Source organism: Xenorhabdus doucetiae, from assembly GCF_000968195.1.
In the GTDB taxonomy this organism is placed as follows: Bacteria; Pseudomonadota; Gammaproteobacteria; order Enterobacterales; family Enterobacteriaceae; genus Xenorhabdus; species Xenorhabdus doucetiae.
Genome location: NZ_FO704550.1, coordinates 2,939,739 through 2,965,086, shown reverse-complemented (window position 1 = coordinate 2,965,086; position 25,348 = coordinate 2,939,739). Strand labels below are relative to the sequence as shown.

25 protein-coding genes and 1 pseudogene are annotated in these 25,348 nt (G+C 45.7%); 10 read left to right on the top strand and 16 right to left on the bottom strand.

Going from position 1 to position 25,348, the window contains the following annotated elements; genetic code table 11:
• The first annotated feature begins 307 nt into the window (after positions 1-307).
• Positions 308-1,852, top strand: coding sequence for an RNA-directed DNA polymerase (locus tag XDD1_RS12755; RefSeq protein ID WP_045971693.1), 1,545 nt, complete (start codon positions 308-310; stop codon positions 1,850-1,852).
• A gap of 315 nt (positions 1,853-2,167) precedes the next feature.
• Here XDD1_RS12755 and XDD1_RS12750 read toward each other — a convergent pair whose 3' ends face one another.
• From XDD1_RS12750 to XDD1_RS12695, 12 genes and pseudogenes are all read right to left on the bottom strand, one after another.
• Positions 2,168-3,841: a terminase large subunit gene (locus XDD1_RS12750; protein WP_045971692.1), complete on the bottom strand. Its 1,674-nt coding sequence runs from the start codon at positions 3,839-3,841 to the stop codon at positions 2,168-2,170.
• Positions 3,838-4,191: a phage terminase small subunit P27 family gene (locus tag XDD1_RS12745; RefSeq protein ID WP_045971690.1), complete on the bottom strand. Its 354-nt coding sequence runs from the start codon at positions 4,189-4,191 to the stop codon at positions 3,838-3,840. The genes XDD1_RS12750 and XDD1_RS12745 overlap by 4 nt, the downstream gene beginning before the upstream one ends.
• Positions 4,192-4,367: 176 nt before the next feature.
• Positions 4,368-4,802: an HNH endonuclease gene (locus XDD1_RS12740; RefSeq protein WP_045971688.1), complete on the bottom strand. Its 435-nt coding sequence runs from the start codon at positions 4,800-4,802 to the stop codon at positions 4,368-4,370.
• Positions 4,802-5,104: a head-tail connector protein gene (locus XDD1_RS12735; protein ID WP_045971686.1), complete on the bottom strand. Its 303-nt coding sequence runs from the start codon at positions 5,102-5,104 to the stop codon at positions 4,802-4,804. Before XDD1_RS12735 ends, XDD1_RS12740 begins: the two co-directional genes overlap by 1 nt.
• The gene (locus tag XDD1_RS12730) at positions 5,097-5,420 is read right to left on the bottom strand and encodes a phage head closure protein (protein WP_045971683.1); all 324 of its coding nucleotides are present in this window, start codon (positions 5,418-5,420) and stop codon (positions 5,097-5,099) included. The genes XDD1_RS12735 and XDD1_RS12730 overlap by 8 nt, the downstream gene beginning before the upstream one ends.
• Positions 5,417-6,634 carry a phage portal protein gene (locus tag XDD1_RS12725; protein ID WP_045971681.1) on the bottom strand — a complete coding sequence of 406 codons (1,218 nt, stop codon included), beginning with the start codon at positions 6,632-6,634 and terminating at the stop codon, positions 5,417-5,419. The genes XDD1_RS12730 and XDD1_RS12725 overlap by 4 nt, the downstream gene beginning before the upstream one ends.
• 2 nt (positions 6,635-6,636) lie before the next feature.
• A complete protein-coding gene (locus XDD1_RS12720; RefSeq protein WP_045971679.1) occupies positions 6,637-7,173 on the bottom strand; it encodes an HK97 family phage prohead protease in 537 nt (178 codons plus the stop codon).
• Positions 7,174-7,217: 44 nt separating this feature from the next.
• Positions 7,218-8,365, bottom strand: a pseudogene (locus XDD1_RS12715) (phage major capsid protein).
• Positions 8,366-8,489: 124 nt separating this feature from the next.
• Entirely contained in the window at positions 8,490-8,885 is a 396-nt protein-coding gene (locus XDD1_RS12710; RefSeq protein WP_045971677.1) for a DUF1240 domain-containing protein, read from the bottom strand.
• On the bottom strand, positions 8,882-9,847 hold the full coding sequence (locus XDD1_RS12705; RefSeq protein ID WP_084721032.1) for a hypothetical protein: 966 nt from the start codon (positions 9,845-9,847) through the stop codon (positions 8,882-8,884). The genes XDD1_RS12710 and XDD1_RS12705 overlap by 4 nt, the downstream gene beginning before the upstream one ends.
• 574 nt (positions 9,848-10,421) lie before the next feature.
• Positions 10,422-12,755 carry a primase-like DNA-binding domain-containing protein gene (locus XDD1_RS12700; protein WP_045973580.1) on the bottom strand — a complete coding sequence of 778 codons (2,334 nt, stop codon included), beginning with the start codon at positions 12,753-12,755 and terminating at the stop codon, positions 10,422-10,424.
• A gap of 96 nt (positions 12,756-12,851) precedes the next feature.
• On the bottom strand, positions 12,852-13,211 hold the full coding sequence (locus tag XDD1_RS12695) for a hypothetical protein (RefSeq protein WP_045971676.1): 360 nt from the start codon (positions 13,209-13,211) through the stop codon (positions 12,852-12,854).
• Positions 13,212-13,420: 209 nt separating this feature from the next.
• Between XDD1_RS12695 and XDD1_RS19665 the strand changes: the two genes are divergently transcribed.
• Positions 13,421-13,624, top strand: coding sequence for a hypothetical protein (locus tag XDD1_RS19665; RefSeq protein ID WP_045971674.1), 204 nt, complete (start codon positions 13,421-13,423; stop codon positions 13,622-13,624).
• A gap of 168 nt (positions 13,625-13,792) precedes the next feature.
• On the opposite strand, the gene XDD1_RS12685 is transcribed toward XDD1_RS19665, so the two are convergent.
• The gene (locus XDD1_RS12685; protein WP_045971672.1) at positions 13,793-14,077 is read right to left on the bottom strand and encodes a helix-turn-helix transcriptional regulator; all 285 of its coding nucleotides are present in this window, start codon (positions 14,075-14,077) and stop codon (positions 13,793-13,795) included.
• 127 nt (positions 14,078-14,204) lie between these two features.
• Positions 14,205-15,422, bottom strand: a complete 1,218-nt coding sequence (locus XDD1_RS12680; RefSeq protein WP_045971670.1) for a tyrosine-type recombinase/integrase — start codon at positions 15,420-15,422, stop codon at positions 14,205-14,207.
• A gap of 320 nt (positions 15,423-15,742) precedes the next feature.
• Between XDD1_RS12680 and XDD1_RS12675 the strand changes: the two genes are divergently transcribed.
• The gene (locus XDD1_RS12675) at positions 15,743-16,165 is read left to right on the top strand and encodes a GNAT family acetyltransferase (RefSeq protein ID WP_045971668.1); all 423 of its coding nucleotides are present in this window, start codon (positions 15,743-15,745) and stop codon (positions 16,163-16,165) included.
• Positions 16,166-16,254: 89 nt separating this feature from the next.
• Here XDD1_RS12675 and XDD1_RS12670 read toward each other — a convergent pair whose 3' ends face one another.
• The gene (locus tag XDD1_RS12670) at positions 16,255-16,497 is read right to left on the bottom strand and encodes a hypothetical protein (protein WP_045971663.1); all 243 of its coding nucleotides are present in this window, start codon (positions 16,495-16,497) and stop codon (positions 16,255-16,257) included.
• Positions 16,498-16,819: 322 nt separating this feature from the next.
• On the opposite strand from XDD1_RS12670, the gene XDD1_RS12665 reads away from it, so the two are divergent.
• The 7 genes from XDD1_RS12665 to XDD1_RS12635 all read left to right on the top strand — a co-directional run bounded on the left by XDD1_RS12665 (position 16,820) and on the right by XDD1_RS12635 (position 24,283).
• Positions 16,820-17,389, top strand: coding sequence for an RpoE-regulated lipoprotein (locus XDD1_RS12665; RefSeq protein ID WP_065814105.1), 570 nt, complete (start codon positions 16,820-16,822; stop codon positions 17,387-17,389).
• A 229-nt stretch (positions 17,390-17,618) separates the two neighbouring features.
• Positions 17,619-18,449, top strand: coding sequence for a sulfate/thiosulfate ABC transporter permease CysT (cysT, locus tag XDD1_RS12660; protein WP_045971661.1), 831 nt, complete (start codon positions 17,619-17,621; stop codon positions 18,447-18,449).
• Positions 18,449-19,312 carry a sulfate/thiosulfate ABC transporter permease CysW gene (gene cysW / locus XDD1_RS12655; protein WP_045971660.1) on the top strand — a complete coding sequence of 288 codons (864 nt, stop codon included), beginning with the start codon at positions 18,449-18,451 and terminating at the stop codon, positions 19,310-19,312. Before cysT ends, cysW begins: the two co-directional genes overlap by 1 nt.
• Positions 19,313-19,322: 10 nt before the next feature.
• Entirely contained in the window at positions 19,323-20,411 is a 1,089-nt protein-coding gene (cysA, locus tag XDD1_RS12650; RefSeq protein WP_045971659.1) for a sulfate/thiosulfate ABC transporter ATP-binding protein CysA, read from the top strand.
• A 305-nt stretch (positions 20,412-20,716) separates the two neighbouring features.
• Positions 20,717-22,987 (top strand): glycerophosphodiester phosphodiesterase family protein, encoded by a 2,271-nt coding sequence (locus tag XDD1_RS12645; RefSeq protein WP_045971657.1) that lies wholly within the window; start codon positions 20,717-20,719, stop codon positions 22,985-22,987.
• A gap of 76 nt (positions 22,988-23,063) precedes the next feature.
• On the top strand, positions 23,064-23,612 hold the full coding sequence (locus tag XDD1_RS12640; protein ID WP_045971655.1) for a hypothetical protein: 549 nt from the start codon (positions 23,064-23,066) through the stop codon (positions 23,610-23,612).
• Between the two features lie 119 nt (positions 23,613-23,731).
• Positions 23,732-24,283 carry a hypothetical protein gene (locus XDD1_RS12635; protein ID WP_156979656.1) on the top strand — a complete coding sequence of 184 codons (552 nt, stop codon included), beginning with the start codon at positions 23,732-23,734 and terminating at the stop codon, positions 24,281-24,283.
• Between the two features lie 97 nt (positions 24,284-24,380).
• On the opposite strand, the gene XDD1_RS12630 is transcribed toward XDD1_RS12635, so the two are convergent.
• Positions 24,381-25,211 (bottom strand): glycerophosphodiester phosphodiesterase, encoded by an 831-nt coding sequence (locus XDD1_RS12630; RefSeq protein ID WP_045971652.1) that lies wholly within the window; start codon positions 25,209-25,211, stop codon positions 24,381-24,383.
• Between the last annotated feature and the right edge of the window lie 137 nt (positions 25,212-25,348).

Below are 25,348 nucleotides of genomic sequence, written 5' to 3'. Positions count from 1 at the left end.
CATATAAGCTGATACTTTTGCTACTCTGGATTCAAGCAAATATGACAGTCAGCCTAGTGCCAAAAGCGGATGTTATAACGATTCTAGAACAACGTGAATGTTGTGACTACTTTCAGCTGACCATTTTAAGTTGCATGAGTCTATCGAGGGCATACCAGCGTTGATGTTGAAGATTGTTTACACACTAGAATTTGCATTCAGTTTAAGGTACAGACAATGCACTATTTGATCTGCTCGCATTATCACAGGAACTGTGATAAGAAATATATAGTTACGCGCGCATAAACTCAGGAAGAATATAATATCCATGAAAAAAATACATCAGCTATCAAGCCGCGATGCGCTTAGTTATTTCCTCCAGCACGATTCTTACACAACATTGGAGCTACCCAGCTATATAAATTTTTCTACCTTACTCGAAAATATCAATGTTGCCATAGATAAAGAAGAGATTATCTGTTTTCCAGAACCCAAGCTATTGATGGGAAAAGATATAAATTATCAGGTGCTTGTTAGTAAAGATGGTTTATATAGCTGGCGACGAATAACGCTTATCAATCCGTTGTATTATGTGTATTTCTGTAGGCTAATTACATTGCCAGCAAACTGGAAAAGAATAAAAGAAAAGTTTAAAGAATTCGAACTCAATGACTTATTCTTATGTTCAAGTATCCCAGCAATTAAAAAAAATACGTCGAATGTTGCTGCATCTGTATTGAACTGGTGGGAGGAGTTTGAGCAAAAAAGTCTCTCTCTGGCGCTTGAGTATGAATTCATGTTCAGTACTGATATTTCTAATTTCTACCCATCAATTTACACTCATAGCTTTGAGTGGGTATTCATTTCTAAAGAAGAAGCTAAAAAGAAAGCAAACAATGATAATCCAGGTCGTTTGATTGATAAACATATCCAAATGATGATGAATAATCAAACAAATGGTATTCCGTTAGGTAGCACACTAATGGATACATTTGCCGAATTAATCTTAGGGCAGATAGACCTCGACTTAAGGAAGGAAATCGATAAATTAGATATCACCGACTACAAAGTTGTGCGTTACCGAGATGATTATCGTATATTTTCAAATAGTAAGGATGATTTGGATTGTATATCCAAATGTTTAGTCGCCGTGCTAGGTGTTTTTGGTTTGGACTTGAATTCTAAAAAGACAGAATTACATGAAGATATTATATTTCACTCTCTTAAATCAGCTAAAAAGGATTATATTAAAGAAGGAAGATTTAACTCCTTGCAACAGATGCTATATGCAATCTATTTATTCTCCTTAAAACACCAAAATTCTAAAATAACAGTCAGATATTTGAATGATTTTTTACGCAGACTATTCAAAAGGAAAAAGGTTGTTAATAAGGGACATAAATTGGAGGCGATGCTTGGAATAATATCCAATATTATGGCTAAGAATCCTACAACCTATCCGGTAGGAACTGCAATTTTTGTAAAACTCCTAAGCTTCCTTTACGAAGATGATGAGCCAAAATTTGTCAAATTAAAGCAACTTCACGATAAATTAGGTAAACAGCCTAATACAGAAATGCTAGATATTTGGTTTCAACGTGTTCAAGGGAAAATACATACCGAATGGGAGGGGATATACAAAACTGCCCTATGCTTGCGTATCAATGATGAGCTTAAAAAAAAGAGAACATTTACTATTGATGGTTTATGGGATTTAGATTGGATCTGTGGTAAGAGCAACAACAAAAACAAAGCGAAAATATTATCCTTGCTGAAGAAAACTAAAATTATGGATATTGATGCGTTTGAAGAAATGGATTCAGATATAACCCCCAATGAAGTCAACTTGTTTGATAGAAAACATAGCGCTTAAAGACATATACAAGCCATGTAAATAATATTTTCATGGCTTACCTTTCTACAAGGACATCTGTTATTAAACAACGTAGTAACTTATATTCATTGAATTGCCACGACAAACCTAGACACTTCTGAACCTTTTTTGCTCTGAATGATTTTTCCGGTATAACGTCTGTTTCTCGCTCATAGCTGACTGTCAGATTTAGTCGCGCTTTTCTACAGAATACTGTCAGATAAAGTAGCGACTAATCCCAAAAAAGGTGTGTGATATCTCACCTTCTGAGCATTTGATTTCATTAATTCCTATACTGCACAGGTATTAAAAAAATCAATTGGTTATTTGAATCCCGTCAAAGTTAGCCAGTCGCTGCTTCTGTTCATCTGACAGGCTGAAAGCAAACTCTTCATGCTCTACCTGCCAAGTACCAAAACTCATCAGAAACGCAATGGCCGGATCAATCTTGTTCGCGGATTTCTTCTTGTTCGGTTTGATATTGGCGTTCGCATCGGTTTCCATCACCACATTGGACATCGCCCATGCGAGAACCGGATCGCCGTTGTGACGAATGACTTTGCGGTTAACGAATACCTCAGCCGATTTAGCCACCGGGCTAAAGCGCATATAGGTTTGCGGGAACGGCTCAACATCCAGCCCGGCACCTTGTAGCTGAGTTCTTAGGTGCGTGGCGTTCCATGTATCAAAGCCGACCAGCTTGATATCAAACTGTTGGCTGTCTTTGAGGATATCATCGCGGATACGGTCATAATCAATGCAGTCGCCTTGTGTGGTGCGTATCCAGCCCGCTTGCGCCCATTGCCGATAAATAGCCCGGTTCTTGTTGGCCGGATTCTGTAACTGCGCTTCGGGCAGGTAATGGCGGGTCAGGAGTAACAGTTCATTCTCCACGGGGAAGGTGTAGCAAATGCTGGTGATATCCCCCGTCGAAGACAAGTCTAATCCGGCGTAGCACTCCAGCCCCTTAAGGTCGTTTTCATCGTAATCTGTCTGGCAGGCGTTCCAAGCCCCTTCACCCATCCACGGCGTTTCACCCTGACACCAGATATTAAAGCGTTTGGTTAACATTTCTGTCCATTGTGACGGTATACCACGGGCTTTCTGGATGGTGTCATGCAGTGAGACACTGTCTACGGAGACATTGAGATTAGGATTGGCCTTAATCCAAAGGGTTTCATCATCAATCTCGTTTTCGTCGTCCAGTTCGTAAATCAGGGCAAACAGGGATTCATTTTGCTCTTCGCCGCCCAGTATCTGACAGCAATAATCATAGTGCTGCTTACAGGCCGAAATAACGTTACTGCCTGCGGTGGTAATGGCAAACAGGAGTCCTTCGGGGCGGGCACCCATGCCTAATTCAAGGGCAGAGTACACGGCGTTATCAGGGTGCAAGTGGTATTCATCAACAATAGCGAGGCTGGGATTGGTGCCCTCAATCGTCGAGGCTTTGGCGGCCAGTGGCTTTAACAGGCTGTTGCTCTTCGTGTAGGTCACTTTATGTTGCTGGATGGATACCCGCTTTTTCAGGGGCTTAGATAACAGGCTCATCTGGCGGGCATCATCAAACACAATACGCGCCTGATCCCGGCTGACGGCGGCGGTGTAAATATCCTGCTGCCCCTGCTCCATCACCAGAAACCAGTTCGCCAGTATCGCGGCCACGGTGGATTTCGCATTTTTGCGCGGCACCTGAATATAAGCACTGCGGTACTTTCTACGCCCCGTCGCCTTTACCTTGAAGCCGAACAGGTTAGCAAAGGCGAACTGCTGCCACGGTTCAAGCACAATGGGCTGACCGCGCAAGTGGCCTTTGACGTGCGGGCAGAGACGGGAGAAGCCAATAAAACGCTCGACAACCTCGCTATCAAACACATAAAGCGGGTTATTCAGGTCGTTATGGTAGCGTTTTACCGCCTGTTTCAGACGCTGACAGGCCGGAATGGTGCCATTTTGGATATCAAGGGCGTACTGTTCCCATGCGTTCATAGGCGATCTAACTCGTCCTCAGCCTCCGTTTCCACCGGGTTTCTACGCCGTGATACCGGGTCAAAGCCCAGCAAGGAGGACATTTTAATCATGATTTTTTCTGCGTCGGCCTTGGCCTTTAATGACGGGTTACAGGTCGCCGCGCCGCGTGAACCTTCCACCGCAAACCCGCGCCGTTCAATATCTTCAATGGCCTTACGGTAGATCGCATAGTTAACGCAATACAGCTCTAAGTTGTTCCAGTCTGCCGGGCTGAGGTCGTCACGCTCATTTAACAGTTTCGCTTTCGATTTCCATTGATCGGCGGCGATAGCGTTTAAGTAAACCGGGGGTTTAGGTGCCCTTGCCATAATGTATTGTTTCCTATAAAAATTACTGCTATCTAAAAAAGTGCCGTGCATAAAAATTTGAGGACGGCGGTGGTGCCACGAAAGGGGGGCATTTGTCATTCTTTAGTCCCCCACCCCAATCATTTCATGTGAAACCATTTTCTTTGTTATCAATATCCAACCATGATGTGATGGTTTCATTCTGCAACTAACCAGCCCCGACGCTTTGCTGCTTCGGCTTCCTGTTCCCGATAGTGTCCTTGTCTTCGTTTCTCTTTCGTCGCGGGGTCAGTCGTGACCGTTTTTCGACTATGGCAGCTATTGCATAAGGGCTGGTGATTGAAGTCAGGCCAGAACAGTACATCACTACCGCCGTCAATGGGGATGATGTGATCAACGATGGTTGCCGGGGTGTAGATGCCCAACTTAAGGCAGTGGACACATAACGGGTTCGCTTTCAGGAATTGCAGACGGTATTTATCCCATGCCGGGGTATAGCCGCGCTCACGCCTTGAGCCTCGCTTGCTGTCCTGTACGCGTCGGGCTTCCCGTCTGTGCTCATCACATCGGCCGGATTTTACCCGCTGTTTGCAGCCGGGATAGGTACAACGTTTCAAAGGTTGCCAAGGCATTAGTAGACTCCGATATCACGGTAGACAGACCACAGGGACTTGATGGTGAACGGCACTTCTTTAAGCTCAAGGTCGGTTGCCATCTCCCGATTTTCATACAGCAAGCCGATGTAAAGCAGGCAGCCCACCTTGATTGCGGGGGTGAAAGTTAAGCCATTATCAAAGCGCTTGCCGATATGTTGCTGGCAGACTTCCAGTGCGGCTTCTGCATAGCCCATCAATAACGCATCGTCGCGGGTGTCGCTTTCATCCACCCGGCAATGTTGCTTGATTTCATTTAAGGGAATGTCGATTTTATCCATTGCGCACGCCTCCTTTACAAAGCAGTTCTAAACGGGTGTGTTTGGTATCGGGGATGACGACGGCAATCGTAAGGGGTTTACCTTGATAAACAATGCGATGGCCTGTGGTGATATCCGCACGGTAGCGCAACCAGATACGAATAGTCACTTCCGAAAATACCGCGCTCGATGCAACGAGTTCCCGCCCGCTGATCGTTTTCACCTCCGCCCAAACTTCGGCAACATCTACCCATTTGTTAATCACCGAACCCATCGGCGAACGGCTTTGTTCGTTTTTCTGTATCGTTACCCGATGCCGCAATCTGCCTGCCCTCATGCCTTGCCCTCCGGTTGTTGCTTGATTTCTACCGTTTGCTTCCATGCCTGGCTGAATTCATCATCTCCTTCACGCGGCGATAAGCCCTCCCGTTCACGGGCTTCATTCGGTGACATCACCCCCGACTTAATCGCTGTCTCATAACTCTGGAAGCGTTCCCGTGGGTTAGCGCGCAGTAAGTCGGCTGTATCAAACTCAACTTGATAACGAATGCCCCGTTTCGGTGAGGCCATCAGCAAGGCCGATTTGATTTGTTGCTCAAAGTTGGCGAGCCACGGGCGCATGGTGATGGTCAGAAAAGCACGCGACGCCTCGCTAAAGTTGCTGTAGGTGCTGTTTGAGTACTCTTGCAGAAAGATAGGGCTGACGTTGAACATCCGGGCGATATCGTCAATGGTGAAACGGCGGGAAGACAACCACTCCGCATCTTGGTTACTCATCCCCAATTGTTGGTACTCCATCCCGCCCTCAAGAATGGGCGTCTTACCTGCATTACGGGCACCTTTATAACGTTCGAGGGCTTCCAGTGCCTTGGCGCCTTTCGTCCCGTCCAGCCAGTCAGCGGATTTAATTACCCCCGCCGCCATCATGCCCTCTTTCATAATGCTGGCGCCGTGGCGTTGTTGCGCCAGCCCCAAGCCCAAGGTTTCGCGGCAAATAGTGACGGGTGAGCGGCCAAGAAAGCCGTCTTCGGTGGCATAGCGCAGGTGCAGGACTTCTTCCTGTAAATAGGTTTTGACCTTGCCGCTGTAGGGTTCGGTGATGGTGTAGGCGAACCGGTGATCGGATAACCGTTGCGGCACGACCGCAGAAGGAGGATAAGGGTGGAGAGATTGCGGCTGACCATCCCGCCCCCAGACAATCACCGCATACGCATTGCCATTTAACAGGCAATGACGCATCAGGGTTCTTTTAAATTGGTACGGGGTCTGGCAGTCATTCGGGCACTCATTGAGCAAATAATCCACCGGGTGATCGCTGAGCCATTCACGGGACTCTGTGCCATTTTGGTGCGCAACCCGATAGAGGTAACAGTGCATAGAGGCCACGGCTTCACTAATGACTGTGACGGCATTCATCACGGCGGGTAACCCTTCTGCCGTGGACGGTGAAACATGCTCGCCCGATTTAGTGTTAGATACGCCCGCCAGAGAAAGAAACTCCTCCATCGTCATACTACGGGTTTCAGGCACTTTACGTTTAAATGGCCACATGGTTACACCTCAGACAGTTGCAGCCAGTAATGACGCAAATCAACCACCCCATTGAGTGAGCGCTTGGCAATCTCTACGCCGCTCTCAGGGTAGGCGGGCTGACTTGTGATCGTGATTTCCCGTAATTCAGCCTCTAAAACAGTTCTGATATACGGTTCCTGATCAATATCCCACTGGTCTTTAATCGCCCTGAACCCGAAGGACATGCCGGAGATATCGCCACGTTCAACCAGCGTTAATACATCGCGGCCTAATTGGGTATCCGGTGGGGTTAATTCGAAGCGTAATCCGGTCGCATCCTCACTAAGCTGTAAGGTGCCGGAAGCGGTGCGGCCTAACAGGTTCATATGATCATGTTCATATAAACACAAAACATCAACGCCACCTGATAAGCTATGACGAAAGGCATTCGGGGCGAATTGTTCGATAAACTCATCCCACAACACATGGGATCGGCTATTCCACCGGATCGCGTAGCCGACCAGCTTTTTATCTGACGCTGACAAGGAGGCGGTGCGGATTTCAAAATCGTTATTCATCTTATGGACTCCAAGACTGAAAAGGGGCGTTGTGCCCCTCTTGCTTATTTGCCGGCTTTCAGTTCCAGCACCTTAATGGCGTTGGAATCCACTAAGCCCCCGCCCAAATATTTATCCGTGTGAACCTTATAAAATCCCGGTTCGGTGATATTGTCGGGACGGGTGCGGGTGCCTGTTTCGTGGTCAACAATGAAGTAGCCGCGTTTGAAGTCACCCAGACCGATAACGTTATCCGGCATAAATTCAAGATAGTGGACAGGCAAGCCCAGCAGAATATCGGGATCACCGGCTTGCAAACGTTCCCGCCAGATATAATCCCCATTGCCGTTTTTCAGCTTCTGTACCTTGGCGGCTGTGTTGGAGTTCATCACCCAGACGGCATTCTTGCGGTACTTGTTCCTGAGCAGGAACTTAAGGTCAATCAGGCTGTCGGCCTCAAGAGTGGCAACTTCCAGCTTTTGCAGGGTGCCGAAAGCGCGTGCTTTGTCGGCTTGGGAATCACGGGGATAAGACAGGAAACCCTTGGCTTTTTTGCTGCCGTCACCGCTGACAAGATCCGTTTCTTCGGTATCGACGAAGGTGTCTGCTATCTCAGCGGTCAGCCAGCCCAAGATATCCACATCGCTAAAGTCGATGATTTCTTGCGTGGTTTTAGGGTAAGCGTAAATCGGGAACAGCTTAATGCTGACTTCTTCCATCTTCGGTGTGGTCGTCTCACCGCGCGCTTTGCCCTCTTCCCCGTGTACCACCGCTGCGCCACCGACTGAAACCAACTGTTTGTATTCGTTGCTGCGCGTAGTCTTGAGGGTACAGATCCGGCGCATAACCGACTCATCCGCCAATTGCTGCATGATCTGCCTGTTCAGCTCAGGAATAACGGTATAGCCACCTTCTGAGGAAACGGCCGTAGACAAGGTGCGGTTTCACCAGTCACAATATAGTGGCGCAGTTCGTCGTTGCTGAGTTTTTCACTGGTCGGCTGGATCTTCGCCTGATGGCGTTCTTCATCCGCCAATGACTCATAACGGGCAATTTCCGTATTCAGAGTATCGGACTGGCTGCGCAGTTCGTCGAACTGCTTGGCTTCCTCTTCGGTCAGGGAACGCTTTTCGCTTTCTGCTTTGGTGAGCAGGGTGCGCATTTGTTCGGTAAGGGTTGTCTTTTGCTGGCGTAATTCAAGTAGCTTTTTCATGGTGTTTTACGGTTGGTTATTCTGCTTTAAACACTATTTAACATCATGAAAAATGATAAAAAAGCCCCTGACATTCAGAGGCTCAACTTGCGAAAACATGAGGACAGAATATTTACAAAAATTTTCAATTACATAACTTAATGTCTTTAACATAAGTAGTCGGTGACATCCATGAAATTTTTTCACAAACCAAATAGCCATCATTTTTCAGTTGATAACCTACAAAAAAAGATATCGGAAAACCGATAATTAATGAAATAAACATTAACTTGCTCAAATATTTCACTATACATTCATTATATTTTGGCAATCTATTAAATATGAAAAAAAAAGCAGACCCTGCCATAGAATAAAATATTAGTGGAAATGATAAAAAGTACATTACAACCGCACCAGAAAACACTATCAAATCTTTCATAAGCACTAAAGAAATAATGTATTCGCTAACAGGAATCATAATGCTTGTAACTACAATAAGCATTATCAAAGAGCCTAATAATTTAATGTATTTATTCTTCATCTAATGTTACCTAATCCATTAAATATTTGTTGCAGGTTAGCCTCTGGTGTTCTTTTCTTTCTATCAATCTCATTTTTAATATATTTTATAACTTTATCACTTATTTGATATTGTTTATCAAGATAATCCAGTCCTATAGCCACCCCTATCCCAACGAGGAATACAATACCTGCTACGGCAACAACACTTCCCCCTACAAGCGCAGTAGCTGTTAATAATGAACCTACAGCCCAAGAGGAAGCAGCAATAATAGCAGTTTTAGCCATATCCATTGTTATATTGCCAATAAAATCAGCCAATGTATATTCATCTTTAAATATACCTTCAATAATTCGGTAACCAATAGAAAAAATAATACAAAACCTAACTCCACCAATAATACTTGAGTTAAGACCTTGCTGTCCTATTCCCATCATTAACATTTGAGGATGATTGGCACAATATCGCGTTCCTTGGATAATACGTCTAAGACCTGCATGTCCTGATATATGAATATACCTTCTTCCATTTTCTCCTATATGCTCTGTAGCAGTAATGCCCAATCTCTTAAATTCTCGAATAACATCATATAAGCCACGTGAATCATAGATATTTCCAGCATAGGTAGAAATAGGGTCTGTGACAGAAAACACATATGACATAGGATTTTTTTTATTGTTATCTACTTCCATACCTCTTGCAAATGCTTCTCCGTAACTTGGATTTTCTGCTTCTGTACCTCTTGCAAAGGCTTCTCCATGACTCGGATTTTGTGGACGGCGGGGACTGATATCCTCAATAATACTTTTGGCTTCTGATAATGAAAGAACGATGTGATATTGGGTATTATCACTCAATACTTTTTCTAGCCCAATGGCATCAAAAAATTCATGTTGAGGCTTTAGCTGATTAATTCCCACATTACCCCTTAAAACATCCCCCATATAGCCATCCCAAGTGGGATTATATTTCTTATGTGTCATTCCTCAATTCTCCATAATATTCGTCATGAATAATTTCATTAATTACTATTAAGAAATGTAACAATCAAGTGATTTGTGTCACGATTTCCATATAGCATCAATTAAACAGGATATAACAGTAATACTTATCTATTCCAGCATGAATAAAAGATCACCAGCAAAATTGTGATTAACCTCTCTGCTTAAATAAAATCAGATAATTACCTAATTTAAATTTCAGATAGTACCCTAATAAAAAAACAAATTGATATACTAAATTTATCTTCTTAGATTCCTCCGGCTTTTATTTGCCTGCCAGAAGATACCCCCCTGAAAATTTTTTTGTCCCTCTCAACTGTACACCCTGTGCATTTTCCCCTGAATGCCTTGTCCTGCCTGAGTTTGTGGCGGTGTACATGATATACACCAACTGTGCACGACTGTTCACCCTGACGATAAATAACCGATGTATAGGATGTATAGTTGGTGCACAGTTAAAAGATAACTATACACCTTATTTTTACCTTTAATATCATGTAATTATTCCTTTTGGTGCACAGGGTGTACAGTTAATACTAAAAGTTTATCTGGGGGGTTAACCTCTGCGCAGTTCAGGCACTGCCGGAAGCCATTCTTCGGCCTCTTCGGATAACGCCACGTTATACGAATAACCTTGCTTTGTCCTGACTTTTCGATAGTCCTTCCGGTACTCCTGCATAATCTTGGGGATTGAATCACCAAATTTTGTCAGGGTTAACGGCCGTTCAAATCCGTGCGCTTCCATAAAAGACAAATAAGCATGATAAAGATAAATACGCGGTGCCCGTGGGCTGATATTTTTATTCCCCATCTTCATCCCGGCAATATTATCCACGGACACCAGATAACCACAAAAGCGATATAAGGGATCTGAATGGCATTTCACTGATAATGCTTCGCTGGAATCCCGTTGTGCCTGTAGTAATTTTTTAGCCTTATTCTGGTCGGCAAATTCGTTTAATAAATGGCGAATAATCACCGGCAATTCCCGGCTTATTTTCTCCGGCAATTGTGGATCTTTTTCTGATTCCTTGACCGGAATATTAAACGGGAATATCACCCGCCGCCGTGCAATGCCGCCATTGCGTTCGGTAAATCTCATCGGTTCGTTATTGGTGGCTAATACCACGGCTTTAATAATCGTGGAAAACTGTTTTTCATATTTTCCGTCAACTTCAATCAGGTCGCCGCCTGTAATGGCTTTAATGCCCGCACCTTCACCGACATATTTAACCTGATCGGGCAACGTAATTAAACTCTTGCCGACAAATTGATAACGGCCTCTCGCTTCATCCAGCGCTTTCATATTACCACTGGCCGTATTATGTTCACCCGCTAATAATGTTGCGATATACGTAAATACACTCTTGCCGCTGCCACCTTCCCCCGTAACTTCAATAAATAACTGCCAGTCATAACGGTTTGCCAAAATCATAAACAGGGCGGCATTAATACGCGCCATCTTATCTTTATCCTGACCTGCCGCATGAGACAGCCAGCGATAAAAATAAGGGGCATGATCCTGTAAGTTTTCATCTGCGACAGGTTGGGTAAATTCAATGCCGTTATGGTTCATTAACCAATGTGCCGGCTGATGTGGCCTGAATACCTGTTCTGACAAGTCATACACACCGTTATTAAACCCAATTAAATCCTGCCGTCGTTCACCAATAACCGGAATTTGTAATTTCATGGCGCTGATAGCGTTGTTGATCCCATTGGGGCTATAAGGGGTTTCATGCTGATTGAAGATTGCCACCATTGCGCGGAGCAGTTCACTGTCCGGCACCGTCTCCCATGTTGCGCCATTATAGTGATAGACCATCTCACTTTCAGGATTGACCGCCACTTTACCGTAGTATTCAGCAAGCAGTTCCCCGCGTTGACTGGCAGCCATTTGTGCCAGATGGGGACTTTTTTTCTTATTTTCGTGGATCACGGCTGCTTCTGCGTTCACTGCCTTTTTCTCCCCCACCTGATATAGCCCGTGACTGAATGCCTGCTTTGCTGCTTCAATGCCGTGGCGCTGGCGATAATCATCCCAATCGGCTTTATACTCTGTGGGCGGTAGCGTTACCCAACCATTAATCGCTTTGGCGGTCTTTTCTGCCGCTATCTTGCCGACGTTCTTCTTGGGTTTGCCATTTTTGTCCAGCTCTCCCGGTTCGTGCCAATCGTTATCGGCGGCAAGAATGATTTTCGCGTCTGGCCATCGTTCCCTAACCTGTTCGGCCACGTTAGGTAAGTTGCCTTCATCAAGCGCTGCCAGTACCACACCTTCATGTAACTGACTGACCGTTAAGGCCGTTGCGTAACCCTCGGTAATGATAAGCGTGTCCGGTGTGCCGGTTATCTCAGACACGGGGATAACACTGCCCTTTTTCTGTGTGCCTGCAACAAGGCGCTTTTCACCATTGGGCTTAATAGTTTGCGCACCCGTGATAGTGCCGTTCATTGTTTGGGTGATCAGCAACAAAATTCCTTCTTTCAATAGCCGTTGTTTGGGGCATTGCAGCCCCTTTTTCGCCAGATAACCGGATTGCCCAAGCGTGGCTTGAGACAAGAGCCTGTTCACTTTCTCGATTATTGAGGGAGCCTCTGATTTGGGAGACTCTTTACTGGCGGGTTTGGGATTCGGTAAGGGCAGAGCCAGCACCCCCGAAACTAACTTAGCGGCTGCAAAGACTGTGATCCCTTTAGCCCTTGCCACCAAATCCAGCCCGTCGCCATGATTGGGCTGGTCACACTGGCGACAATGCCAGTCCCCGTTACCGTGATCGTCGATGAAGTGAAAGCGGTCAGTTCCCCCACATATCGGACAAGCGCCATGCTTCCCCTTTACCGGAACCTCAACGCCACAGGCGGGCAACAGGCTTTGCCAGTGATTCATGGCGGATTTTTTCACGGTATGAATAACGTCTATCGGGCTGATTTCTGTGCTGTTTTTACGGCTGTTATATCCATATGCAGATGATTGACTCATGGCTTATTCCTCATAAACAGCCGCTTGAAGCGCATGGTAGACTTCCTGATTGATATCACAGGCCAACGCAATCAGGTTATTTAAATCGATGGAACATTCAGACTTGGCTTTTTCAAGAATGACGGGAAATAAGGAGGTCGCCAGCCTTGTATTGTGCATGGCCTGATCCAGTGATATCGGCGCTCTATGCTCGTACACGCTGACGATTTCAGTATCAACGGTTTCATTATCTGGCATACAAGCACTGCGAACACGATTGGCGGCTTTCTCCGCACCACGCAATGTCTTGTATTTGTAGCGGACAGTTTCTTTTTTTATCTCGCCTGTATGCTGATTTGTCGTGGTGACAATGATCTTAAACATGGCTTATCCCCTGAATGGAGATAAGGTGCATAGGGAAAATTTCAGATAAACGGGCTTTGCCCTTTCCGATTAGGAAGGTATATTGATACATAGCTACCTCGATACTGTTGTTATCGTGGGTTGTTAGATGCCCTGTGAGTGTTTGCCGCACTACAGGGCATTGCTTTTTCTGTTGCAATAAAAATGAAATTACTTTGTAATTACAACAAATGAATGATATGGGTTTTGTAATTACAATGTCAACAACAAAAGGCAAGTCAAAAACTGACCAATACCAAATGAGATTGCCATCTGAATTTCGTAAGCAATTAGAAGAGGAAATGAAAAAAGATGGTGACACATCATTAGCTACATGGATAAAACGTATGCTCCGCAAGGAACTACAATCACGAGGACTTGAACCAAAAGGCTGAGCTGAGCAAACATGATTCACTCGATTAATCCTCCCGTAATAAGGAGGCAAGTTAAAGACGAGTAATTCAGAAATAGCATTCTTCGTGCTATTCTTTGCTTTTGACTTAATTTAGGGTAAGTCTGGCCGCTGCCACCCAAGGCAGTTAATTTTTCCATGATGTCATTCCTTAATTAGCAGATTTACGGCTATATGGATTATTCACGTTTTTTACTGTTGGCGGATTACGAACCCAATGCAGTAAATCACTTAATAACCAAGCGCAGGAATTACGACCTAATGGCTTACGGGCAGGGAAGCGTCCTTCATTTTCCAGTTTCCATGCTGACGTTCTGGAAATAGAGGTGATGTGATGGCGTTCCTTTTCGCGGACAAGGCGATCATAAGGTTCTCCATACTCGGAAAGGATAGAGCGGCGTTCTTCTGGTGTAGGTGAATTATACTGAATGGTCATGTTACCCTCACTGTTTAGTTGTTTTTGTGAGGGTATTTTACTTAATAGAAATTCTTACGAAAGCAAGCCACATTTGTTACGTACATATCACAATTATCATGTTCATCACCGAACTTATCAACTTCCACTATTGAGCTGTTTTTAATATAATCACATTCTCATAAGTACCCGCCAATACATCCAATCGTTCACACCATTTGTTTAAAGCGTCCAGTTTTTCTGGCAGGTATTGGCTCTTATTATATATCGCCATGACGCCCGGTAAAATATGGCCTAAAAGCTGATCAACAATATGTGGAGCTACCTTCATATCATTCAATTTTGTGGAAAAAGTTCGTCTTAAATCATGTAGAGACCATTTGTCTAAATGACCTAATTTTTTCCATACCTTCGTGCCATATTCTGATACTGTTTCGGTGCTTTTAAATTCTCCTAATAGGTAATCATTTTTATGATTTTGACAAACAAGATTCTCTAAGAACGGTTTCATACATTCAGGTATAGGACGAATAATTCTTTCACCTGTCTTACTGTTTTCTTTTGGGACAGTCCATAACATGGAATTAAAGTTCCATTCTGAACATTTCGATAATCTGATCTCTCTTGTCCGACAACCAAATACAACCAATATTTTCAATAAATTATTATAATAAGGTAGGTAAATACCTGCATTTATGGATTCCCATAATTGACCAAGTTCATTATCTTCTAAATACCTCTGGCCTTTATTCTGTTTTTTTCCAACATCCTGAATAGTTAAATCATCCAATACATGGCTAACTGCATACCTTCTTACCCGGCAAAATTTCAAGGCTTGCTTGCACAATTGAAGTATGCCACCAGAAGCCACCGGAGCATCCTTTTTCATTCTATCAAAGCATTGCAGCCAATATATTATGTCACAGTCAGACAATGCCATTTCCCCAATATAGGGATAAATATGTTTTTCTAATTGAAGAATGAGGGTATTAATATTCACTCGATTATCTCTGCCATAGTGATCTATCCAATATTCGATAGCGTCTTTTACAGTGACTGGTTTTAATGATTCTTGCATCGTTAAATTAAATTGGAGCTTTGGATCTTTACCAGAGGCTAACCAGTTACGGCATTTATCCCGTGTTTCACGAGCTTGTTTGAGGGGCATATCAGGATAGCGCCCAATGGTAAGGCGGTTTAACTTTTTACCATCAAGTCGGTAGGTAAAAACCCAACTAATACCACCAGCTTTAGATGCTTTTGCACTCAATCCAGCGCCATCGGCAAAAAATTCAATATTACCCCTTTCTTTTCCGTGCAGGTTTTTAAGTTTTTTGTCACTGAGCTTGTTTAGTTCGGCAGCCATGATCATCCAAGATATTTATACAACTGTTTATACGCAGTGTGCTGCAAGAGTGAGAAAACGTCAATAAGCACTGGAACAATGTACAGTTGAATGAATTGTTAATTATTTGATTTTTATATAAAAATAAAAATCATGGACAAACACCAAAACATGAAACTAATATATATTAAGTGTATTCATTTCTGCTTTCATTTGGGTTAGTTTATGAAGTTCCGCAGTATACCTGTTAGTCTCAGTAAACGCATTTTCATATTGATTCCAAAATAAAAGCAGTGATAATTAATGTTGATTCAATTGCTTATTAAATAGGCTTACTAACTATGGAAATTCGGGTATTTCGGCAAGACGACTTTGAAGCCGTTATCACACTTTGGGAACGTTGTGATTTGATTAACTCTGGTGATGATCCAGAAATAGATATTGAGCGTAAACTTAACCACGACGCTGATTTATTTCTGGTTGCTGAAGTGGCAGGGGAAGTGGTTGGTACAGTGATGGGCGGTTATGATGGGCATCGGGGTCATGCGTATTATCTGGGGGTTCATCCTGAATTCAGAGGCAGGGGAATAGCTAATGCTTTGATCTCTCGTCTTGAAAAAAAATTATTGGCCAGAGGTTGTCCCTGTATTTTGATTCTGGTTCCAGAAGAAAATGATGCAACAATCTGTATGTGTGAAAAGATGGAATATGATTATTTAGGTCAAGAAAATGTGATGTTTAGCAAGCGCTTGATTATTGACTAAATGGTGTATTAAATAAATATAATATTCTGAAATTACCGGTCATTTTCTTACTCCTCGCGGTGTGAGGAGTAAGGGAACATTTTCAGCTATTACTTTTTTGTTGAAGCATAAATAGAATGAGACCATCCTCTCAGGTATTTGTTTTTTATAACCAGAAGGTCTTTTGACATCACGGGTTTTCCATTATCACAATAAAGCATAATTTTAATATTCCCATTCTCATCTTTAAATAGATAATAATGCTCAGGTATAGAGGATGCGGACTTTCCTTTTAATACAGTCCAGTCATAAGGCTGCTGATAATTGACATGATATTGATAAGGAATATTCATTTTTCTCTCCTGAGTTAAGTTATTTAGCCAATGATTAATAAAGGTAAGTTGGCAGAAAGATAACGGATAAAAATTTGCAACATTGTCTTTATCATACAATTTATTTTATAAATAAATGTACAATGCTGAATCAATAATCCTTTTTAACCATGATTTTGATGTTTCTGTTGATAAATGGTTTGTGTATTCACAATTGAATTGAATGTTTTTTTGAAAGTACGGTCTGATAGATATCAAGTGACAATTTCATAGCGTCAAAGGTAAGAAAACAGTGATGGATAAATTTTTTGCATTTAATTTCGGTTCCAAACAGAAGAGGGTTATGGCCGTCGGCAGTTTAGTTGGATGTTCATTCTTGTTGACGGCCTGTGCCGGAACATTACGTGCATCATGGCCTGCCTTATCTAACTGGTTTGGCAGCTCTTTGAGCGTTTCTGAACAGGGCATGGGAGAGATTAATCAACAGACGGATATGACTCAATCCGCGATTGAAAAGGGCTTGGAGGGAAAATATCGTCTGCGTAGCGGCATGGAAATGCAAAATGGTAAGTTAGTGAGTGTCATTCAGGGTATGGAAGATGAGCAGGTGAAACTGGAATTTCATGGTCTGGTCAATGGTAAGGTGAATCGTATTGATGTGCTGGACGACGGGGTTAAAACCGTTTGGGGTACAAAAATAGGCACACCTTTCTCCGATCTCTATCATCAGGCATTTGGTAAATGTCAGCGCTCCCATGATGTCGCGATACAACCTACCGTCATTTGCACGTCCCCGCAAAGCCAGCATGTCAGCTATGTCTTTACCGGCACTTGGGATGGCCCGGAAGGATTAATGCCTTCCGATGATGTTTTGAAAGATTGGAAGATTTCACGCATTGTTTGGAAGTCATGATAAAAATCTAAAAAGTCGTCTTATATAAAGTTAAGCGCCTTTTTATAGTCACTTAATCTCTTCTGCACCTTATCGCTTTTCATCATTTCTCATAAAAATTCGGTATATAAAACAGGCGTTATTAACCTACCCTGTTATAAAGATTCTGGATACAGTAGAGAAATTGTTGTCGAGTAGTGTGAAGGGCTGGGTGTGGGATGAAAATAGTGGCTATAGAAGGGCGTCAATAATGTGGGGGGCCAGCAAACGTGTCTTGCCTGGATTTGGGCTGAGTCTGGGCTGTAGCCTGTTTTATGTCTGCCTTATCCTGCTGCTGCCGTTGAGCGCTTTGGTCGTGCAGCTTTCCAGCATGACATGGGAACAATATTGGCAGGTCATCGTCAATCCTCAGGTGGTTGCCGCTTATCAAGTGACATTACTGGCGGCAACGGTTGCCAGTTTGTTCAATATGGTTTTTGGCATGTTGATGGCCTGGATATTAACGCGCTATCAATTTCCGGGCCGCAGTTTACTCGACGGTTTGATGGATTTGCCCTTTGCTTTACCGACCGCCGTTGCCGGTTTAACCCTGGCGACCCTCTTTTCTGCAACCGGGTGGTATGGTGCCTGGCTTGGCAATTTCGATATCAAAGTTGCCAACACTTGGTTAGGTATTGCGGTTGCAATGGCATTTACCAGCCTGCCTTTTGTTGTCCGCACGGTTCAGCCGGTTCTTGAAGAATTAGGCCCTGAATATGAGGAAGCCGCCCAGACCTTAGGCGCGAGCCGTTGGCAAACTTTTCGGCGGGTGATTTTACCGGAGGTTTCACCGGCATTAATTGCCGGAACGGTGCTTTCTTTTACCCGCAGTTTGGGGGAATTTGGTGCGGTGATTTTTATTGCGGGCAATATTGCCTGGCAAACTGAAGTCGCCTCCCTGATGATCTTTGTCCGCTTGCAAGAATTTGATTATCCGGCGGCCAGTGCAATCGCATCGGTCATTCTTGCCGCATCGTTATTATTGCTATTTAGTGTCAATATCGTGCAAAGCCGCTTTGGTAAACGGATTGGAGGACAGTGATGACTGAATTTTCCGTATCCACCGTGGCGCAACGCCTTGCCGTAAAACGTTCCTCCATAAATTGGGGAAAGGGGCTATTGATTGGCACCGGTATCCTTTTTTCGGTTCTGTTGTTGGTCATACCAATAGCATGGATTTTCCTGACTGCCTTTTCCAAAGGCATCGATAGGGTTGCACAAAACCTTTCCGATCCCGATATGCTGCACGCTATCTGGTTGACCGTGCTGATTGCGTTTATCACCGTTCCCCTCAATTTGGTTTTTGGTGTCATGACAGCATGGCTGGTGACACGTTTCCAATTCCCCGGCCGGCAATTATTACTGACACTCATTGATATTCCGTTTGCCATTTCGCCGGTTGTGGCCGGATTACTTTATCTTCTGTTTTATGGTGCCAATGGGGGGTTAGGCAGTTGGCTGGGGAATTATGACATTCAATTGATGTTTTCATGGCCTGGCATGGTATTGGTGACGGTCTTTGTGACCTGCCCGTTTGTGGTGCGTGAATTAGTGCCGGTGATGCTGAGCCAAGGTAATCAGGAAGATGAAGCGGCCATATTGTTAGGGGCCTCTGGCTGGAAGATGTTCTGGCACGTGACATTGCCAAATATTCGTTGGGCATTGTTATATGGCGTTGTTTTGACCAATGCGCGGGCGATTGGGGAATTTGGTGCCGTGTCGGTGGTATCGGGGGCCATTCGCGGTGAAACTTATACGCTGCCTTTGCAGGTTGAGTTGTTGTATCAAGATTACAACACGGTTGGCGCATTTACGGCAGCGGCCTTATTGGCGGTGATGGCGATTATTACCCTGATTGTCAAAAGCGCATTGCAATGGCGTTTAAGCCGTCAGCAAGGGGGATGAGGAGCGGGATATGAGTATTGAAATCAACAAAATCAGTAAATCTTTTGGCCGATCTCAGATACTGAACGAAATTTCACTGGCTATTGAATCGGGTGAAATGGTCGCCCTGCTGGGGCCGTCGGGTTCCGGCAAGACGACCTTGTTGAGGATTATCGCGGGGCTTGAGCAGCAGAGTGCCGGTCAATTGAAGTTCCACGGGCAGGAGGTCAGCCAGCGACATGCAAAAGATCGGCGTGTTGGGTTTGTCTTTCAGCACTACGCCTTATTTCGCCATATGACGGTATTTGATAACGTGGCGTTTGGCCTGACCGTGCTTCCCCGTCATCAACGTCCTAGTGCTGAGAGATTGCACCGTCAAGTCATGGCCTTGCTGGAGATGGTACAACTCTCCCATTTGGCAGAACGTTATCCCTCTCAGCTTTCTGGTGGGCAAAAACAGCGTGTGGCATTAGCCAGGGCATTGGCCGTTGAGCCGCAGATCCTGTTGTTGGATGAGCCGTTTGGCGCATTGGACGCGCAAGTGAGAATGGAATTGCGTCGTTGGTTGCGCCAGCTTCATGAAGAGTTGAAGTTTACCAGCGTCTTTGTCACCCATGATCAGGAAGAGGCGATGGAAGTGGCTGACAGGGTGGTGCTGATGAACCAGGGGCGCATTGAACAGGTCGGCACGCCCCAGCAAGTGTGGCATGAACCGGAGAACCGCTTTGTCCTTGAATTTATGGGCGAAATCAACAAACTGAGTGGTGAAATTAAAGGTTCCCATCTCTGGATTGGCGGGACAATTTTTCCGTTGAATATCACACCACTGCATCAAGGAAAGGTTGATGTCTTTTTCCGCCCTTGGGATATGGTGCTCAGTGCCAAACAAACCACAGTCTGTCCTTTGCCGGTGCAAGTCGTGGAAGTGAGTCCGCGCGGTCATTTTTTCCTGTTATCTGTTCAGCCAATAGGATGGGGGAATGAATACCTGTCCGTGATTTGGCAGGATGATTCATCCATTCCGGTGAGGGGAGCTCATTATTTTATGGGTGGCACAGGGGCTCGCTTATATGCGGGGGATTTGCCGTTAAACGTGTTGCGATTTGCTGAATCCGCCTGATTTTATTCATCTTTATATTGCATCCCTATTTCCCGCCATGCGAGGGAGTAGGGATTTTTTGTTCTGGATTGACTTCAGGAGCATTCGGGCCAATTTCCTATTTGTTTAAATATTGCCTGTTCGTTTAAGTAACGTTGAATGAAACACCATCAATTTCAGTTGCCAAAAGTCAGCATATCCTCTAAAAATTTTCACCCATGAAGGCGAAAAACGCGCCAACCCTAGTGACAGAATAAACATACCGTCGCCGCCCGAGCGTTAGCCTCGGTGGGCATAAATGCTAAAACGAAAGTACGGAGATATGTATGAGTACTTCACTCACCGGATACCGATCCCTGATGCCGACACTGAAAATTCTCCTTGTTTTTTCCCTCGTCGGCGCCTTTATGACGGAAGCCCGTGCCGAACCAACACCCGACAGCCCTTACCGGACCCAAGTTTGGGATAACAAGTTTATTTATGGTGCTTATTCCAGCCTGATTTCCAGCTATATCATGGGGACGGAGTTCCGGGATCTGATTGCCCAGCTCGGCCAGCCTGACAATATCAATCAGCATGAGGTCAGGAAACGTCTGGCCGATTTTCAAAAACGTTATGCGAATCTTACCGACCGGGAGATCAGGGCGATTCTGGCGTTTGCCAGAGCAAACCGCAGCCTGACGATTTATGAGGAAGAGCGTTCGGTTATTACGACCGATGCCCAGAATAGGGTGTTTATTCAGGCGATGAAGTCACATCCAGAACTCAGGCCCGTTGACGATATCCTGAGTGCTGACGGCGGATTTACCTCGACTAATTTTCAGTTTAATGCGCACCGTGCCCTGTACGATAATGCGTTGCGGATCCCCCAGAACTCACTGGCGGCCATTGTGAACGCCTATGTTGCAGGGATCCGTTCGGTTGAATTTGATGTGCTCGACACAGCGGATCATCAGAGTGTGGTGGTTCATGACTTGGTAACCAATCGGTTGACCGGTGACCTCAACAAGCCACCGGTGTTGGTGGGAAAAAACAACTATGCGAAGATTGCGCAGACCAACATCGACATCCTCAATCCGCTGGGCGCTCCTTATGCCGTGCAGAGCAGCGGGCTGAAACGGTTGATGAAGACAGAGGATGTCCTGAAGTTCATACATGAAAATCTCCCCGGGATGACCGTGTACATTGATGCCAGAAATGACGCCCCCCTCTCGGTTATCGATATCTTGAAAGCCCATCCTGACTACAGAGATCAGGTTGTTATCAAGGTGTATCCTTTTGCTTTTAGGGCAGGTGCGTATGATGTCGTCAGGCAATATGCTGCCCGGCACGCTCTGTCTCCTAACGAGGCTGCCGCTGAGATCTATAAGATTAACCCGCACCTTCTGGTAGTGATGGAGAATGCTATTTTACTGACCAATGAAGGGGTCATGCTGTCGACGGTGACGGATATGACCTTCACCATGTACTGGACAGCACAGGAGCCGATGACATCGCACTACAGATACCGTTCCCTTCTGCCCTTTTCTACTGTGTCGCAAGATCCGGCCAATACTTTTCAGGGCAAGACGATTTTCTCTGATGATCAACTGACCGAAATCGAGTCCCGTACCTATCTGCTTTACCGCTGGGCGACCGATTTTGCCACGCTCGGTGACCTGACGGTCTTCCAGATCGGGATCACCCCTTCGCTGGAACACATAGTCCGGCATCCCGGGGATCCTTCATCCAGTAAGGCATTCAACGCCATGCCGCAAAGCGACAAATTCAAGTCGGCGATTCAGGACAATTTTATGGCGCTTTACAAGGCCATCATGGCGGGGACTATCACACCGAAGCTGGAACTGCCGGATCAAACCTCCGCCAGAGTCAGCACCCTGATCGCCAAGAGCATTTTCGGTTTGTCAGACCGTTATCCCGATTTTTCTCTGGCGCATCGCACACCGGACGGTGCCGTTGCCCAAGGATCCATCCGTAATTTCTATTACAACATGGGGGGAACCGTTTATGAGAACAATGCCTATCCTGCCCCCCTGTTGCGTTCGAGCAGGGCAATCCTCAACAAGCAACAGGAGTTGACCGCTGACCACCTTCCGGTGGGCTATGCCACGACGGACCTGCCGACCGATTTGCGCGTCGGCGCCATGGGATTGCTCGGCCATAACGGCCTGCCGGATGATTTGCAGTATCGTGCCAGCGCGCTGGTCAAACCGCGATTTACACCGGACAACATCCCGGCTTATACGTTGCCGGACTGGACCAAGCATCTTTATGGGGACGCGATAGGGACTAAGTTGTCCACGTTCGAGGAACAGGTTAATGACATCAAGAACATTGATGGCATCATCGCGGGATTGAAAGGTGAGCAATTATCCATGAAAACGGCGGAGAGCGTGACTCCCCCCGTTCCCGTGATCAATCCTCGAGTGTTGCATCGTCTGGCGAAGCATCAGCCGGTTTATCGGTCACAGGTTCCCGTGAAGATCTGGGTTGCGGCCGGGAAAAAAATCCAGGCTGAGTTGGACAAGGCCACGGTTGATGCCTCAAACGCCAGGAAGCACTTTCAGGCGACGTTCGGCACCCCGTACATCGAATAATCCGATTTTCCTTATCATTTAACTCGCGTCCTCTTTAAAAAGGAGGGCGTGTTGCTAAGCAAAACTGGAGTAGACCATGAAGAAATTGAGTTATTGCAGTGTACTTGCAGGCCCACTTGTGCTGTCCCTGTTTATCCTGACTGCGTGTTCTTCCCTGCCGGCACCGTCGGCCAGTAACGTAAAAACCGCAAAACTTGCGGCAACAGGAACACTACAGGCGAATAAAAAACCGACTTTGTGCGGGGCAGGGTATATCACCTCCTATGCGGTAGATCAGAATGGCTCTGCAGAAGGTCAGGAAAAAGACGATTACCTCACCACCCGCATTCAGTTAGATACAACCGGCTTCCCTAAGCCCGGGGGGTTCGACTATCTAGATCGATGGCCGGACGGCACCACGGGCACGGGACACATTATCAGCATAGAGACGCTCGCCACCAACACAGACAATGAAAACCGGATGCTACATCAACGATTATTATCAACGATCGAGACCGCCTACAGGACCCGGTCGCCTGTCAGAATTGAAACGTTTGGAATTGGTCACTGCTATTCATTCGACGGTGAAAGGGTATATTCAATTCGCGTCTGCTCGAATGAACGCGACTGTGGTGGCAACGGGTAAGCATGGTCCCTTAAAGGAATATACATCGAATAATCCGATTTTTCTTATCATTTAACTTGCGTCCTCTTTAAAAAGGGAGGGCGTGTTGCTAAGCAAAGCTGGAGTAGACTATGAAGAAATTGAGTTATTGCAGTGTACTTGCAGGCCCACTTGCGCTGTGCCTGTTTATCTTGACTGCGTGTTCTTCCCTGCCGGCACCGTCGGCCAGTAACGTAAAAACCGCAAAACGTGCGGCAACAGGAACACGACAGGAGAATAAAAAACCGACTTTGTGTGGGGCAGGGTATATCACCTCCTATGCGGTGGATCAGAATGGCCCTGCAAAAGATCAGAAAAAAGACAATTACCTCACCACTCGTATTGAGTTGGATACAACCGGCTTCCCCTCGCCTCAGGGGAGCTACTACTTATCTCAATGGCCGGACGGGATCAAGAAGGCCACGGGACACATTATTATTGGCATAGAGACGCTCGCTACTGACACAGACGACAATGAAAACTGGATACTACATCAACGATTATTATCAACGATCGAGACCGCTTACCAGACCCGGTCTCCCGTTAGAATTGAAGCATTTGAAGGAGAAACTTCATGCTATAAGTCCGGCGTTGAGAAGAACTTTTCAATTCGCGTCTGCTCGAATGAACGCGACTGTGGTGGCACGGGCTAAGCATTGCCCCTGTAAGGGCAAATAACGGTAAAGCAAGCGCTGCATTTCCCGCAGCGCCAGGTGTTCATGGTTGCCTTATCCTTGTGATGATGGCCGTTTAACTCCAGCGCAGACCCGCTTCCTCAATCAGTGATTGCAAATACGGGATATCGTCGTGGCTGAGCATGTCAATCAGCCCTTCACGCAGCCAGCTCAAGATCTCCGGCCGGCTGTCATACCCGAACTGCTCTTGATACCGGGTCAGCGGGTCCCTGCCGTTTTTCGTGCTATGCAGGAACATTCTTACTCCCAGCCCGGCCTTTTTATAAGCGCGCAGATCGTCCACATGGGCAAACTCATATTCAAAGCACACGCAACCGGCATTTGACTGTTGTACTGAGGCAAGCTGGTTGTTGTAGCGTTCCAGCGTCACCACCTGTAACACCAGTGCCGGGATCTGCGCCTGCACCTGATTAATCAGCACGTGGTTGAAGCCCAGCAACTGTATATGGGAAATCGCGTCCGGCTGTGCGCGCAGCAGCGCTGTCATGGCCGTGACAAACGCATCGTGCCGACGGCGCTGTTTGGCTTCGACGATCACCCCCATGCCGTGTTCCACCGCCCAGCGCAGCACATCCGCCAGCAGCGGGATCTCTGTACCGGCAAACGCCGGATGATATCGGACGCCAAAGTCGAACGCCCGCAACTGCGGAAGTGTCATCTGTTCCACGAACCCTTGTCCGGTCGATACCCGGTCGATTCGGTGATCGTGGGTCACCACAAGCTGATTGTCTGCCGTGAGATGGACATCGATCTCAATGCAGTGTGTCCCTGCCTTGCGGGCTGCCTCAAACGCCGGAAAGGTGTTCTCCGGGCAGCAACTGGAAAACCCCCGGTGACTGTTGGCCAGTACCACCCCTTCAGTTGCCCGGTGAAAATTGAACGCCATCTTCTGTTCCTCGGTGAATAGTCACGGTGATTTAATTTACCATTTCACAGTGAAATTTAAATGTGAAATGGCCGACACAAAATTTTTCACAATCCCAGCAAGCTATATTAATTGTGCTGCATTGTGCTAGATTCGGA

Excerpts from the sequence above, each read along its gene's own strand:
- XDD1_RS12740 (WP_045971688.1), bottom strand. The coding sequence starts at position 4,802 with ATGCCTTGGCAACCTTTGAAACGTTGTACCTATCCCGGCTGCAAACAG.
- XDD1_RS12685 (WP_045971672.1), bottom strand. The coding sequence starts at position 14,077 with ATGACCATTCAGTATAATTCACCTACACCAGAAGAACGCCGCTCTATC.
- cysA (WP_045971659.1), top strand. The coding sequence starts at position 19,323 with ATGAGTATTGAAATCAACAAAATCAGTAAATCTTTTGGCCGATCTCAG.
- XDD1_RS12735 (WP_045971686.1), bottom strand. The coding sequence starts at position 5,104 with ATGGATAAAATCGACATTCCCTTAAATGAAATCAAGCAACATTGCCGG.
- XDD1_RS12640 (WP_045971655.1), top strand. The coding sequence starts at position 23,064 with ATGAAGAAATTGAGTTATTGCAGTGTACTTGCAGGCCCACTTGTGCTG.
- cysT (WP_045971661.1), top strand. The coding sequence starts at position 17,619 with ATGTGGGGGGCCAGCAAACGTGTCTTGCCTGGATTTGGGCTGAGTCTG.
- XDD1_RS12645 (WP_045971657.1), top strand. The coding sequence starts at position 20,717 with ATGAGTACTTCACTCACCGGATACCGATCCCTGATGCCGACACTGAAA.
- XDD1_RS12745 (WP_045971690.1), bottom strand. The coding sequence starts at position 4,191 with ATGGCAAGGGCACCTAAACCCCCGGTTTACTTAAACGCTATCGCCGCC.
- XDD1_RS12630 (WP_045971652.1), bottom strand. The coding sequence starts at position 25,211 with ATGGCGTTCAATTTTCACCGGGCAACTGAAGGGGTGGTACTGGCCAAC.
- XDD1_RS12695 (WP_045971676.1), bottom strand. The coding sequence starts at position 13,211 with ATGTTTAAGATCATTGTCACCACGACAAATCAGCATACAGGCGAGATA.
- XDD1_RS12665 (WP_065814105.1), top strand. The coding sequence starts at position 16,820 with ATGGCCGTCGGCAGTTTAGTTGGATGTTCATTCTTGTTGACGGCCTGT.
- XDD1_RS19665 (WP_045971674.1), top strand. The coding sequence starts at position 13,421 with ATGAATGATATGGGTTTTGTAATTACAATGTCAACAACAAAAGGCAAG.
- XDD1_RS12750 (WP_045971692.1), bottom strand. The coding sequence starts at position 3,841 with ATGAACGCATGGGAACAGTACGCCCTTGATATCCAAAATGGCACCATT.
- cysW (WP_045971660.1), top strand. The coding sequence starts at position 18,449 with ATGACTGAATTTTCCGTATCCACCGTGGCGCAACGCCTTGCCGTAAAA.
- XDD1_RS12730 (WP_045971683.1), bottom strand. The coding sequence starts at position 5,420 with ATGAGGGCAGGCAGATTGCGGCATCGGGTAACGATACAGAAAAACGAA.
- XDD1_RS12720 (WP_045971679.1), bottom strand. The coding sequence starts at position 7,173 with ATGAATAACGATTTTGAAATCCGCACCGCCTCCTTGTCAGCGTCAGAT.
- XDD1_RS12675 (WP_045971668.1), top strand. The coding sequence starts at position 15,743 with ATGGAAATTCGGGTATTTCGGCAAGACGACTTTGAAGCCGTTATCACA.
- XDD1_RS12705 (WP_084721032.1), bottom strand. The coding sequence starts at position 9,847 with ATGACACATAAGAAATATAATCCCACTTGGGATGGCTATATGGGGGAT.
- XDD1_RS12670 (WP_045971663.1), bottom strand. The coding sequence starts at position 16,497 with ATGAATATTCCTTATCAATATCATGTCAATTATCAGCAGCCTTATGAC.
- XDD1_RS12700 (WP_045973580.1), bottom strand. The coding sequence starts at position 12,755 with ATGAATCACTGGCAAAGCCTGTTGCCCGCCTGTGGCGTTGAGGTTCCG.
- XDD1_RS12725 (WP_045971681.1), bottom strand. The coding sequence starts at position 6,634 with ATGTGGCCATTTAAACGTAAAGTGCCTGAAACCCGTAGTATGACGATG.
- XDD1_RS12680 (WP_045971670.1), bottom strand. The coding sequence starts at position 15,422 with ATGGCTGCCGAACTAAACAAGCTCAGTGACAAAAAACTTAAAAACCTG.
- XDD1_RS12755 (WP_045971693.1), top strand. The coding sequence starts at position 308 with ATGAAAAAAATACATCAGCTATCAAGCCGCGATGCGCTTAGTTATTTC.
- XDD1_RS12710 (WP_045971677.1), bottom strand. The coding sequence starts at position 8,885 with ATGAAGAATAAATACATTAAATTATTAGGCTCTTTGATAATGCTTATT.